Genomic DNA, 13403 nt, shown 5'->3' on the forward strand with positions numbered 1-13403 from the left:
TAAACCAAAGCTATAAAGCTCAACTCAAAAGATCCGCGTAGTATTCAAAACCGGTGTCCAATTACCCCTCAATCGTTAGCTTAGGCCACTGCGCCAACCACGTTTTGGCCTGTATTCGCTGCTCAAAGACTTCACGAGACCGCTTAGGATTATGGGTAATGTTCAATTGAAATAACGACTCAAAGCCAAAGGCCGAAACACACTCATAGCCTTGAGAAGTTTTACGGATCGCCACCGCTGTTTCTTTTTCCGGCCAAAAACTCATTGCATCCAAAGTACTTAAGTACGGTCGATCATGATTACGCAGGTGCATCCGGGCTTGGTTGCGCACCTGCCAGTGAAGCTGGGGCATGTAAGATCTAAGCTTAACTTCAAGTTTCAGCTGCCTTTCTGGATCCGTCTCCTCGGCATCAAAGTAAATCACATCCACATCATTGAGAGGCGTAGCAACTGGTTTATGATGCAGATGATCCCAAACCATATTACGCACAAAACCAGCCGCTAAATACCCCTGAGGCAAGCCAAGTCGGTGAACACAGTCAAGTGCCTGCAAACGTTGTTGATCGTTTTGCAGCAGCTGGATGATAGTTTCCATTTGAACCTAATTATTCACATATTAACGAATAACAACTGATTACTTTCTGTATTCACGACTGAGATGCTAAAACAAAACGCAACCAACAAGACTAATTATTTATTTTTCAACCAAATGGTAGAATTAGAAAATACAATTTGCTTACAATTGTTAGTAATTTCAAATGTTACTCCCCAATCAGTTGAATTACCGCCCAAGTGATCGATTTCTCCGGTTGCCGTTTGACTTTTTTCATTTATCAAAACAATTTTATCTGCATTCTGAGTCACATAAGTGGCACCACCATAAACCTGACAATACCCAGTACAAACATAGTAACCTGCGATATCGACATACCCTTGTTCGTTCATAACGCACTGAGCTTGAGCATTCCAAGAAGAAAAAGACAAAACGGCCAAAGAAATAATGCTTTTAACAAAATAATTCATTTACAACGTCCTTGATATTAAAAGAAAATATATTTTATAAAAAAATAGTTAACCGCGCCACTAAGCATCCTTATCGAGGCTAAGAACATAATCCCCTGCACGATTCGCAATATCTCTCTAAACTGGGTATTTATATAGTAAGTATTAGCCCCGCTAAGCAAAGCGCGCGCTTCGTGCTACAATCGCAAGCTTATCTGCGCTTAGTGCTATTTGCCTTAATCGCGGCCCTATTGTTCGTCATCTGAGACCCTTCATGCCATTTTCTAAACTTGGATTAAGTACGCCGATCTTACAAGCTTTGAGCGAGCGTGCATATCAACAGCCCACGCCCATTCAGCAACAAGCCATTCCGGCTATTTTAGCGGGTAAAAACCTGCTCGCCGCGGCGCAAACCGGCACCGGCAAAACGGCCAGCTTTGTATTGCCCATTTTGCAAAAACTAAGTAAAGCGCAAACGCCCCTGCGCGGTAAACGGATTCGGGTGCTGATCCTTACCCCCACCCGTGAACTGGCGGTTCAGGTTGAAGAGAATATTGGCCATTACGCAAAACATTTAGAAATCAGCTCACTGGCAATGGTTGGCGGTGTTGACGCAGAACCACAGAAACAAGCCCTAATCTACGGCGTAGATATTCTGGTCGCAACCCCGGGGCGCCTGCTGGATATGATCCATCAACGAGCCCTGCACTTCGACCAACTTGATACTTTGGTGCTCGATGAAGCCGACCGAATGCTGGATATGGGCTTCATCGACGACCTTGAGAAAATTTTGCAGCGCCTGCCCGAGCAGCGTCAAAGTCTGTTGTTTTCGGCAACTTTATCTCCACAAATTAAGCGCTTAGCCAAAACGACTATCGAAAATCCGCTGGAAATCAATGTGGCGTCGTCTGCGGATAACAGCCCTAAAATCGAGCAATGGTTAATTACCGTCGACAAAGACAAAAAGTCGGCATTACTCAGCCAGATGATCGTTGATAACAACTGGCAACAGGCGCTGATCTTTATTCAAACCAAACATGGCTCGGCCAAACTGGTGAGCCAATTGGAGAAGCGTGGCATTCAAGCCGAAGCCTTTCATAGCGGCCGAAGCCAGGCCTCACGTAGTAAGTTACTCGCCGATTTTAAATCTGGTGAAGTCCAGTTTGTGGTGGCTACTGGTATTGCAGCGCGCGGCATCGACATCGATGAATTAAGTCGTGTGGTCAATTATGATCTGCCCGATCAAGCCGACGACTATATTCATCGCATCGGCAGAACCGGCCGGGCTGGCGCTGTTGGCGAAGCGATCTCTTTTGTCTCAAAAGATGACTTTAGAAACCTTTGTTCGATTGAGAGTCGCCTCGGTCAGCTGATAGAACGCCGGGTCGTTGAAGGCTTAGAGCCGAAAAAAGAAGTGCCAATTTCTATCCTGAATTATCGGCCCAAATCAAACAAGGGTTCGGGGCATTACAAGCCAAGAAACAAAGTCAGCCACTAAACCCGCGAGCCAATCACAAACTAAATGTTGCAAAAGGCCTTGTCACTGACAAGGCCTTTTTGTAGCTCGGTGATTGCAAACGACAGCGTCTAGCGACCAACACGGTCTCTAAACCACAGCTTCAAAAAATCGGTGATTGCAGCAGCTCGGCAGGTTTGCGCTCAATTAGGATCTGACCTTGGCGCACCGACAACAATACCTCACCTTGCTTTTGCAAGACCTCGACATCATTCCCACCTTCTAATACGATGAAATTTGCTGGTTTGCCCAGCTCAATACCGTATTCATCTTCTACCTGTAGGGTTCTTGCACCATTATCAGTGATCAAATCTAAACAGTTTTGAAGTTCACTGTAGCCCATCATATGGCAGCTGTGGATCCCCGAGTCCAATATCCGCAACAGCTTACCGTTGCCAAGGGTATACCAAGGATCTTGGATGGAGTCTTGGGCAAAACATACATTTAAACCGGCTTCACGTAGTTCTTTAACCCGAGTGATACCACGCCGCTTGGGGTAGCTGTCGAAACGACCTTGTAAATGAATGCTCTCGGTTGGACAAGAAACAAAATTGATTTTCGACATTTTTAGTAAGCGAAACAGCTTGGAGCAATAGGCGTTATTATAGGAATGCATGGCAGTGGTATGACTGGCGGTTACCCGTGGTCCTATATTGGCTTCCAAGGCCGCGGTGGCGAGAACCTCCAGAAAACGCGCCGCATCGTCATCAATTTCATCACAATGCACATCGACCAACTTACCGGTTTGCTGCGCCAACTCTATCACCCAACGCATCGATTCCACCCCGTATTCACGAGTAAATTCAAAGTGCGGGATCCCACCAATCACGTCGGCGCCCTCTTCCAACGCCTGTAGCATTAACTCGCGACCATTGGGATAAGACCAAATACCTTCCTGAGGAAACGCCACGATTTGCAACAATATCTTATCTTGAAGACGAGACTTGAGCTTAGCAATCGCTTTTAGCGCCACTAACTGCGGATCGGTAACATCCACATGGGTACGAATATACTGCACGCCATTGGCCACCAACAGTTCGACTGTTTTAAGCACCCTTTGCTCAACATCTTCGGCACTTAACATCGGTTTGCGCTCGGCCCAACGTTCGATCCCCTCAAATAACGTTCCGCTCATATTCCAATTGGGTTGCCCTGCCGTGAGGGCTGCATCAAGGTGAATATGTGGTTCAACGAAGGGGGCGCAGCAAAGATTTCCCTTAGCATCATAACTACCTGCACCGATCGCTAGGGTATTTTGTTGTTGCTCTATTTGGCTAAAGCAACCATCACGAATGCTGATACTAAATAGCGATTCTTGGCCACGTAGCCGAGCATTAATAATTTTCATCGGATGATCATCCATAGTGATTGTTCTCATCTAAAATCAAGGCTTCCATCATCAGCGCATTTTGTAGCGCTAAACGCTGTTGCGCATTGTTTAGTTGCCGCTGGCTTAAGCTTTCAAACTTTTGCAGACGATGCTGCAGGGTATTGCGATGAATACCTAAACTTTGCGCCGTTTGTCGGGCGCTACATAGGTTTTCAAAATAAACTGCCAGCGTGTGTTTTAAAAGTTTCGCCTGCGGCTCCCGATTGGCAAACAAAGGACCCAGCTGCTGGCGGCAAAAATCGGCTAACAACTCATGATTGTCCACCGCAGAAAAAATTTGATTGATACCGAGATCGGCATAATGCAACACCGTTTGGCGCGCACTATTACGGGCAAATTGAGCAGCTTGTTTGGCTTGCTGCGCCGCCAAACCTAAATGAATTATCCCTTGAGGACTCGCACTCACCCCTAAAGCACAATTAAGATGAGCCGCCGCTAACTGTGTCGCAAGTTCGCTCCACAAGTGAATTTGTTGCTCGTGGTTCAAGCCCTCAGGATTTGCCAGAAACAAATACCAGCCATCTTGATACTCTAAAATCGGCAAACGATGGGGATAAGCTTCCAGTTGACGGTTCAAGCTAAAGGCCCAAGCACTTAAGTCGACATCATCGCTCACCATGGGCAGCACCAACGCCACTAACAGTGGCTGGTGCAAATCAAGTTCAAGACTGTTGGCCCGTTGCCGAGCTAAAGCGGGTAGTTTTCGAGGGGACTCGATCACATGGCTTAAAAACCAACGCAGAGAATGTTCGGCCAGATCGGCTTGGATAATCCGATTACAAATAAGCTCGGTGACCTTCACCATCGGCAAACTATAGGGTTGCTCAAACAACGGAAAATCACGTTGTTCGGCAAAGGCCAATACTGCCTCAGGGATCATAGGAATAAATTCCGAGCCGGTCAAAATCACAATACCTGCCGCGTACTTAGCTTGAGCCTCTACGATTAGCTGCTGATAATCTTCAACACTGCGTTGCAAATTGATCCCGGTAACAAAAATCAACTCACCGCCGAGTAGCCAAGGACCTACCTCGAGGTTTTCTGCCACATAGGGCCAACGAACTGAATTGTCTGCACCACCAGCACCGGCTCGAAGAACAAAGGCTTCCAATCCGGCGATAGCGGTGATCTCACTAACTTTTAAGGCCACATTAAGCTTCTTTAGCAAGGCTCGGTTGAGCCGAAGCAATAAACACCAACAGACTATAGAAGGCGCTTGCCACCACAATCCCTACCAAAGGCGCAATCCATGGAGAGAAATAGGCAGCAGCCGAACCCACGACATAGGCGGCTAAGCCTTGTAGATTAAATTGCGGTAAATTAACCTGCTCCAAGGCGGGTGGCGCAGCCTTATACTTCACCCAAAAATCAGTCATGATAATCGCACCAATCGGTGGAATAAAGGTTCCTAACAGGATCAAGAAAGGGATCAATAGATTATACATCCCAAATATGGCCAGCAAAGTACCAATGGCGGCGCCACCTACGGTGACTAAGCGACGTTTATCTGTTCGCAATAAGTTGCACCCCGCAGCAGCAAAATTGTAAATCGTGTTATCTTGAGTGGTCCAAATATTAGTAAACAACATCAATATTGCCACCAGCATAAAGCCTTGCACCACCAATACATCCACCACATCCGCCTGCTGATAAATTAAGGTGCCAAAGGCGCCAACAAATACCATTAAACCGTTGCCCACAAAAAACGCAGCCAGTGTGGTGTACACTGCGATCTTGCCACTCTTGGAGAAGCGACTCCAGTTGGTCGCCTGGGTACCGCCACTCACAAAAGTACCAAATACCATGGTAATCGCAGCGGCAATCGGCATCGCCTGAGTGGGTTCAACCGCAATCAGCTCGCTCAAGCCGCCGACATCAATCAAGCCTTGATACAAAGACAGTGCGATAAACACCAACATGGCAGGTACCGACACCTTAGACAATAACTCAATGCCTTTATAACCAATAGTGGCGGTGATACAAAAACCAAAACCAAATACCACCATCAAAGGAATGGTCAAACTCTCTGGCAAAGCCAGCAATTTAACCAATACGATCGCAATAGTCGCAGTGCCCCAGGCATACCAACCCACTTGAGTGAAACCCAAGACAAAATCTGACAACATACTGCCCTTCAAACCAAAGCAGTATCGTCCTAATAGCACCGAGTTTAGTCCAGTTTTATAGGCGACATAGGCTAGCCCTGCGGCGTAGGCGCCTAACAGCAGATTACCCACCACAATAATAACCAGCAACTGGGAGAAGGAAAATGCAGCACCTAAGCTACCACCAGCCCACATCGTTGCGGTGAAAAAAGTAAAACCGAGTAAAACTGAGGCCATCGACCAAAGACCTTTTCGTTGGTCATCTGGCACAGCTGATAAAGGAAAATCGTTTGTTTGACTCATGCTGTATCTCCTGAATATAAGTGATCCCTTCAGCGAATAAGTATCAAGAGATATGCCATAAGTAGTGCCTAAATCCAAATATTAAAAACTGTGCACGGCGAGCAAAGCCAAGCAAATAAAATATACCAAATGCACAAAGGAAGGACTGACGATACTCAACGGAACAATGAAGTCAGGCGTGCAGCACCCCGCCAAGCACCAATTCAAACCAAATTTGCCCAAAAAGTGTGCATCGATGGTGGTTTCCTTATCAGCCAGCGCTAGCTTGGCAAGCTACAAAATAGCCACTGATTTAATTTGCAACCAAACTTGCTGCTGGAGTTTCAATTGTAAGTGCGCCACTGAATATTCCGAAATCAACGCTTGAACGAGCTGTGAAGAACTCAGTTTTGCTTTTACCAAACACTCTCCCGCTCTTAGCCCCGGATGAATACTCTGCACTTCGGCAGGAAACACATTTAAAATTGAACTTTGCTGCGGCTTCACTCGACAAATGCTGACATCCCGAGCGTTGATCCGACAGCGCACCGTTTCTCCAGGCTGGCAGTTTTGCCCGACTAAATAAAAAGCTAAGCCATTCACCGTCAATTGAGTTAAACCATGCTCATGATTCGCGACCACCCTCCCTGTAAGCAAAGTATTAGTTTGGCCGCTAAATAGTGGACCGGATAATTCATTCAGCATCACTTCTTCGAGGCGCCCTTGCAGCACTACCCTGCCCTGATTGAGAACCACCACATGGTCGGCTAAACGCGCGACTTCATCCAGCGAATGACTAACGTAAACGATGGGGATCGCCAGCTGTTGATGTAAACGCTCTAAATAAGGCATGATCTCTTGTTTTAAACTGAGATCGAGGGCCGATAAGGGTTCATCCATTAACAATAACTTGGGAGAGGTGAGCAAGGCTCTTGCGATAGCCACCCGTTGTCGCTCGCCCCCCGATAGCGCTCGAGGGTGACGTTGCAAGAGTTCGGTAATGCCTAACAGCGCAGAGACTTCGCCAATGTCCAACTTCTGTTTATCTGCAGACAAACGTTGATAACCAAAGAGCAGATTTTGTTGCACGTTCAGATGAGGAAATAAGCTGGCTTCTTGAAAAACGTAAGCGATGTCACGTTGATAAGTCGGCACAAATTGTCCCGTTTGATGATCCTGCCAGACTTCGCCATTCACTGCAAAGTAACTCTGAGGTAGTCGCTCTAACCCCGCCATGGCACGTAAACAGGTGGTTTTGCCCGATCCCGAGGGCCCAAATAATACGGTCACTCCTTGGCTGGGAAACGTCATATTGACATCTAAACAAAAGTCGCCGCGATCGGCCACAAAACGAACTTGTATTTGTGTCATGCCATGACCCTCCGCCGCGCGGCATCATTAAGACTGTAAATTAAGAGCAAAGCGATAAAAGAGAAAGCCAACATGCCACCAGCTAACCAATGGGCCTGGCTGTATTCTAAGGCTTCCACATGATTATAAATTTCTATCGACATTACGCGCGTTTGCCCAGCGATATTCCCACCAATCATCAACACCACGCCAAATTCACCGATGGTGTGACAAAATCCCAGAATGGCGGCGGCAAATACACCTGGACGGGCCAGCGGAAAAGCCACTTGCCAGAAACTGGCAATCGGTCCGGCACGTAGGGTTGCTGCAACTTCCAAAGGCCGCTTCCCTATCGCTTCAAAGGCATTTTGCAGCGGTTGCACCACAAACGGAAAAGTGTGGATCACACAGGCAATCACAATACCGGTAAAGGTAAACGGTAAACTGCCCCAACCGAGAGCATTAAACAACTTGCCAACCGTGCCATTAGGCCCCAAAGCAAGTAATAAGTAGAATCCCAACACCGTCGGCGGCAATACCAAAGGCAAGGCGAACAAGGCACCCACAATGGGTTTGAAACGCGAACGGGTTTGTGCCATCCACCATGCCAAGGGCGTCGCCAACAATAGCAAAATGAGGGTGACTACGGCGGCTAACTTCAAGGTTAACCACACCACCGAAAAATCAGTCATCGACAACTATCCTTCATTTAGAAATACCAACATTTTCGAGCGACAAGGCTCATTGCTACTTACTCATTCACTTGATAACCAAAACTTTTAATTAAGGCTTGAATGGGTGGTGTTTGTAGGTAGCTTAAAAACGCTTTGGCCTGAGGATTCCCCTCGCCTTTTTTAAGGATCACCGCATCTTGTTTGATCGCTTGATATAAGTCACTTGGTACAATCCACGCCGAACCATGGCTAATTTCACCATCAACATATACCTGAGAAAGCGCCACAAAACCTAAAGGCGCAGCCCCTGAACTCACTTGCTGAAAGGTTTGTCCTACCGATTGACCTTCCACCAATTTAGGCTGTAATTGTTGATATAGTTCCAAGTTTTTCAATACGGTCACCGAGGCAGCGCCATAGGGGGCGGTTTTGGGATTACTTATCGCCAAATAAGGTAACTGAAAATTGTTTAATACCTTGCCTTGTTGATCCACCAAATCATTTTGATTCGACCACAACACTAAACGTCCTTGGGCATAGGTAAATTGGCTGTCGGCCAGCGCCATCCCCTCGGCAACCAGCTGACTCGGTCGAACTTGATCGGCCGCCATAAAAAACTCAAAGGGCGCTCCATTACGAATTTGCGCATACAGTTTGCCGGTAGAACCGGTGGAAATAAGCAGCCGATGGCCCGTATCTTGATGATACCGCGCCGCGATTTGTAGTAGCGGCTTATAAAAATTGCCAGCTACCGCCACTTTTAAGCCTTCGGCATGCCCCCCAAAGGCGACTGTTTGACCTAACAAAAAACTAAAAACCAAGGTCATTGTTTTAAAAATGCTCATATTATATTTCATGATGAAAGCTCCGTTGACAACTTATCCATAACAACACACAATGACCGAAGACGCAGAGAAACATAGCTTAATCTCAGTATTTTCGCTTAAATCTAAATTCGCTGCACTTTCACTAGGAACCATTGCAGCAAGCGTTTTTTGGTCGGCTAACTCAATACTAATGTCGTCGCACACCGCCCCACGAATCACTCGCGATACCCGTCCCGTAAACTGATTGTCAGCCGCCACCTTAAGTCCTTCACCTTGATAGAGCATCAGCTGCGGTGCTTTAATTAAACACAGCACTTCTGAGCCCAGTACCAAACCTAAACACTCCATGGACTCACAGCTCAACATGGCAGTGACAGTTAAATGCTCCGATACGGCTATTTTTATCACCGAATTAACTTGCCCCAGCTGGATCGCTTTTACCTGACCAAATAATTGGTTACGTGCGCTGCTGCGAAAGCTCAAGCGACGCATCAATTGACGAAAGTGTGCCACTTCGTGATTGCTAATTTTCAGAGGTTGACTCAGCTGCGGTTTAAGTTGCTCGAAGGCCTGCTGGTATTCTAACTCTAGCGCCTTATGTAAGGCGATTAAGCGCTTGGCATATTCGGTTAGTACACTTCCCCCCCCATTCTTACCGCCGCTTTGCTTAATCACCAAAGCCTTCTCTGACAGGTTATTCATTGCATCTAAGGCATCCCAGGCAGCCTTATAAGACATGGGTAAGGCGCGAGCCGCCGCACTTAATGAGCCGTGCTGTTGAATGCCATCCAATAAACGGATCCGGCTATCACTGAGAAAAGGCCCTAACTCACTACACAGTTTTATTTTCCCCAACAAGGGTTGGGTGATGACTGACTTTGTTGATTCCGTCATAGTTTCACCTATATAACGCTAGTGTTAAACATATTTTCATGCTGTAAACCAAAGTCTTTTGGATGAAGCGAATCACCGCTCAAGACTCTTCTAGCGTTTTACTGCAAGTCCAATTCCACTCAGTAATTAAGTTCTAAGGCATTGTATATAATGGAAATAATTGATAGCCAAAGGTTCCGTGGCTTGTCATAGTAACAACAAAATTCGCTATATTGTAAGTTATACGACGAAATAGACCGTCCAATACTCCCGCAAGGTCTAGGTCCAACCGGAAGCCAATCAGCGGACCACTTTACCGATCGAATCCTAGTGGTTTATGATTCAGCCAACAGCCCAGCATAAATCACCACACCGTTAACCTCAGTGATTCCGATTTAGTTTAAAAAAAGTGAACTGTGTTAGGCTAAGCGTATTATTTAGATCTGAGCCACTTGGCTTAAACTATCAACACCTTTGGCTATGATTTTATTTATTGTTTGTTTTTCAAACGATTATACTGATAAAAAATGAAATGGCGCTAGGCAAACACCACTCATAATGGCATAAACTATTTTAAGTTAATGCCGATAATACAGAATTAACACAACATATTTTGCTGCAAAAAAAGGAGAGTTTCATGGGAAGTTTTTTTTCCCCGGCGGTCTATCTGAGTGACCGCATCGGGTTTAAGTATAAATTCCTATTATGGACTTGTTTGTTTTTAGTACCTATCGCCTACGGCTTTAGTTCCCTTATTTTAACCATGAACGAAGATATTGAGTCTGCGAAACGGGAATTCTCCGGTTACCAACTTGTCAGTAAAATCCCCGAATTATCAGCCTCGATCGTGCAACATCAACACTTGATGACTTTAAAATCAATGGATAGAGAGTTTGAGCCTGAAAAACTCGTTTCACTCGACCAGTCCATTGATGGTATTTTTGCTCAACTCGCATCCATGATGTCAGAAAATCATCAAACAGAATTACAACAAGTTCAACAGCAATGGCTGGCGTTAAAAGGCAAGCAGCATGGTTCCTTAAATGATCTCTTAGTCGAACACGAAGCATTATTAAGTGATATCAGAGGATTGACTCATAGTATTGGTGCCGACAGTGGATTAACACGAGACCCCCAAGTCACCAGTTATTACCTGATTGCTGTCTCAGTAAATAATCTACCTATTTTACAAAGTAATATCGCCAGACTTAGAGATAAAGGCGGCGACATCGCCGATTTTGGGATCCTAGATGCCGAAGGCAATGCTGATCTCAACTTTAGAACCGACCTGGCCAACGAAGAATTAAAAAATATGCAAAAAGCCCTAACCCTGTTAGGCAATCATGACCCACTTTTCCAGGAAAAGCTCGGCAACCAAGCGACACAGTCTGTTGAATCTATCGGTGCGAGCATCTCATTAATTCGCGATAACATCCTAAAAGACCAGCAGGTAAAAACCAATACCGAGGCGGTTTTCCAAAGCACTCAACTCAGCCTCGATAATATAGAACAACTGGCGACGGCATCCATGAGTTACCTCGGTGAAGAACTCACCGCCCGGAAGTATAATGCCGAAAATAAACGGATTGTACTGCTGGTTGCACTCAGCCTGATCCTGCTCGTCTGTGCTTATTTCATGATTGGTGCTTACCTCTCCGTCAAACGTACCGTGAAACAAATTCGCTTAGTGGCCGGTAAAGTCAATCAAGGTGATCTAAGCGCAGATTTAGTGGTTCATGGTTCAGATGAGCTGGCCGATATTGCTCAAGATTACAAAACAACTCTGCAAGCCTTGCGTCATCTACTGCAACAAGTGACCGCCAGCTCTCTGGAAATGCTCAACGCAACTCAGCGAATTGGTGATAAATCACAAGCCGTGCGTGATGCGATTAATCAACAGCAACAAGAAACTCAGCAAGTGGCGACTGCGGTTGCCGAAATGAATGCGACCGTCAATAACATGGCCGAAGACGCGAACAAAGCGGCAGACTCAACGCTCGCCTCGCAACAAGCGGTGGTGAATGGGCAAGAGATCGTTGGCGGTACAATCACCACGATTGGCCTAATTAATGAGGAAGTGGTGACCACTTCAGATTCATTAAGTCAGCTACAACAACAAAGCAATGCGATTGGCAGTGTGATTGATGTAATTAGCAACATTGCCGAACAAACCAATTTATTAGCGCTTAACGCCGCCATCGAAGCTGCACGTGCTGGCGAGCAGGGCCGCGGCTTTGCCGTAGTTGCTGACGAAGTTCGTACCTTAGCCAGTCGCACCCAAACGTCTACTGATGAAATACAAAAGATGATCGAAGGCTTACAGTCTGGATCACTAAGCTCGGTGAACGCTATGGCCAATGCCAGTAATCGAGCACAAAGTGGTGTGGAGCAAGCGGAAGAGGCGCGTGGAGCCTTTAATAATATCACCGAGCGGGTGGATGAAGTGGTCGACCTCAATACCAATATTGCTAGCGCAATCGAGGAACAAAGCAAGGTGATGGATGAAGTTGAACACAATATTGTGCAAATATCCGACGGCGCAAATGCGGCCTTACAAGTTGCCGAAGAAGCCAGTCAAGCCAGCGAAAGCATTCGTCAAGAGGTCAACCAGCTACAACAACTAGTCGACCGTTATAAACTATAAACCACCAGACTAGCGCCCCACTAACCCGCTTAGGCGGGTTGGTTTTTATTTTTAAATCTGAACTTCTCTCAAGCGAGCAGCTAAGCATCATCAATAGCCATCACCATTAATGATGATTCGAACCGTTGACGAGCAGACTAATTCAGCGGAACTAGCAGCTTATGCATAATGTAGCTATCCACATAGCCTTGGTCAGAGTGGAGATAAGCTTGAGGTATCGTACCTAAAATTTGATAACCCAATTTCTTCCACAAGCGCACCGCGACCTCATTCGTCGACACAACAGAGTTAAACTGCATCGCTTTAAAGCCAAGATCTAAAGCAACTTGCTGTGAATGTAAACACAACAACGCCGCGATCCCCTTACCACGGGCAAGTTCAGCAACCATGTAACCGCAGTTACATACATGGCTGCCCGGCCCCATGGCATTGGCTTTTATATAGTAAGTACCCAAGATATGGCCATTCTCTTCATAAACATAACTTTTAAGTGGGCTAAGGCACCACAGCTCATAAGCTTGTTCAATATTGATATCTGGGTCAAAGGCATAGCTTTGCCGATCACTGACTATTTTTTGGAAGCTTGGCCAAAATATCAGGAAATCTGCGTAGGTGGTTGCTCTGATTTGCATATTTAATTTACCTCCGAGATGGCACTGTATCAGTCACCGTACCAAAACGGAAGCGTCCAACTAAACCTCACAACTAAAGCTCACAACTACGCTGCGAGGAGATGGTAT

The 13403-nt window shown here is 46.2% G+C and carries 12 protein-coding genes; 2 read left to right on the plus strand and 10 right to left on the minus strand.

Translation table 11 applies throughout. The features are described 5' to 3' along the window. Positions 1-61: 61 nt before the first annotated feature. Together ACRRS0_RS12150 and ACRRS0_RS12155 are read right to left on the minus strand one after the other, a co-directional pair. Complete coding sequence (locus ACRRS0_RS12150) at positions 62-595, minus strand: nucleotidyltransferase family protein (protein WP_432452936.1); 534 nt, start codon at positions 593-595, stop codon at positions 62-64. Between the two features lie 95 nt (positions 596-690). Then, entirely contained in the window at positions 691-1023 is a 333-nt protein-coding gene (locus ACRRS0_RS12155) for a hypothetical protein (RefSeq protein WP_432452934.1), read from the minus strand. Positions 1024-1276: 253 nt separating this feature from the next. On the opposite strand from ACRRS0_RS12155, the gene ACRRS0_RS12160 reads away from it, so the two are divergent. After that, positions 1277-2500, plus strand: coding sequence for a DEAD/DEAH box helicase (locus ACRRS0_RS12160; RefSeq protein WP_432452933.1), 1224 nt, complete (start codon positions 1277-1279; stop codon positions 2498-2500). Between the two features lie 121 nt (positions 2501-2621). Here ACRRS0_RS12160 and codA read toward each other — a convergent pair whose 3' ends face one another. The 7 genes from codA to ACRRS0_RS12195 form a co-directional block, all read right to left on the minus strand. Then, the gene (gene codA, locus ACRRS0_RS12165) at positions 2622-3866 is read right to left on the minus strand and encodes a cytosine deaminase (RefSeq protein ID WP_432452932.1); all 1245 of its coding nucleotides are present in this window, start codon (positions 3864-3866) and stop codon (positions 2622-2624) included. 7 nt (positions 3867-3873) lie between these two features. Beyond that, positions 3874-5058: a PucR family transcriptional regulator gene (locus ACRRS0_RS12170; protein ID WP_432452931.1), complete on the minus strand. Its 1185-nt coding sequence runs from the start codon at positions 5056-5058 to the stop codon at positions 3874-3876. 1 nt (position 5059) lies between these two features. After that, entirely contained in the window at positions 5060-6316 is a 1257-nt protein-coding gene (gene codB / locus ACRRS0_RS12175) for a cytosine permease (protein ID WP_432452929.1), read from the minus strand. A gap of 273 nt (positions 6317-6589) precedes the next feature. Beyond that, positions 6590-7666: a molybdenum ABC transporter ATP-binding protein gene (modC, locus tag ACRRS0_RS12180; protein ID WP_432452928.1), complete on the minus strand. Its 1077-nt coding sequence runs from the start codon at positions 7664-7666 to the stop codon at positions 6590-6592. After that, positions 7663-8337 carry a molybdate ABC transporter permease subunit gene (gene modB / locus ACRRS0_RS12185; RefSeq protein ID WP_432452927.1) on the minus strand — a complete coding sequence of 225 codons (675 nt, stop codon included), beginning with the start codon at positions 8335-8337 and terminating at the stop codon, positions 7663-7665. The genes modC and modB overlap by 4 nt, the downstream gene beginning before the upstream one ends. Positions 8338-8396: 59 nt before the next feature. Beyond that, positions 8397-9176, minus strand: a complete 780-nt coding sequence (gene modA / locus ACRRS0_RS12190; RefSeq protein ID WP_432452926.1) for a molybdate ABC transporter substrate-binding protein — start codon at positions 9174-9176, stop codon at positions 8397-8399. A gap of 21 nt (positions 9177-9197) precedes the next feature. Beyond that, positions 9198-10040 (minus strand): TOBE domain-containing protein, encoded by an 843-nt coding sequence (locus ACRRS0_RS12195; protein ID WP_432452925.1) that lies wholly within the window; start codon positions 10038-10040, stop codon positions 9198-9200. A gap of 616 nt (positions 10041-10656) precedes the next feature. On the opposite strand from ACRRS0_RS12195, the gene ACRRS0_RS12200 reads away from it, so the two are divergent. Beyond that, complete coding sequence (locus ACRRS0_RS12200) at positions 10657-12663, plus strand: methyl-accepting chemotaxis protein (protein ID WP_432452924.1); 2007 nt, start codon at positions 10657-10659, stop codon at positions 12661-12663. 137 nt (positions 12664-12800) lie between these two features. Here ACRRS0_RS12200 and ACRRS0_RS12205 read toward each other — a convergent pair whose 3' ends face one another. Continuing rightward, complete coding sequence (locus ACRRS0_RS12205; protein ID WP_432452923.1) at positions 12801-13295, minus strand: GNAT family N-acetyltransferase; 495 nt, start codon at positions 13293-13295, stop codon at positions 12801-12803. Between the last annotated feature and the right edge of the window lie 108 nt (positions 13296-13403).

This window comes from Agarivorans sp. QJM3NY_29, assembly GCF_050870835.2.
In the GTDB taxonomy this organism is placed as follows: Bacteria; Pseudomonadota; Gammaproteobacteria; order Enterobacterales; family Celerinatantimonadaceae; genus Agarivorans.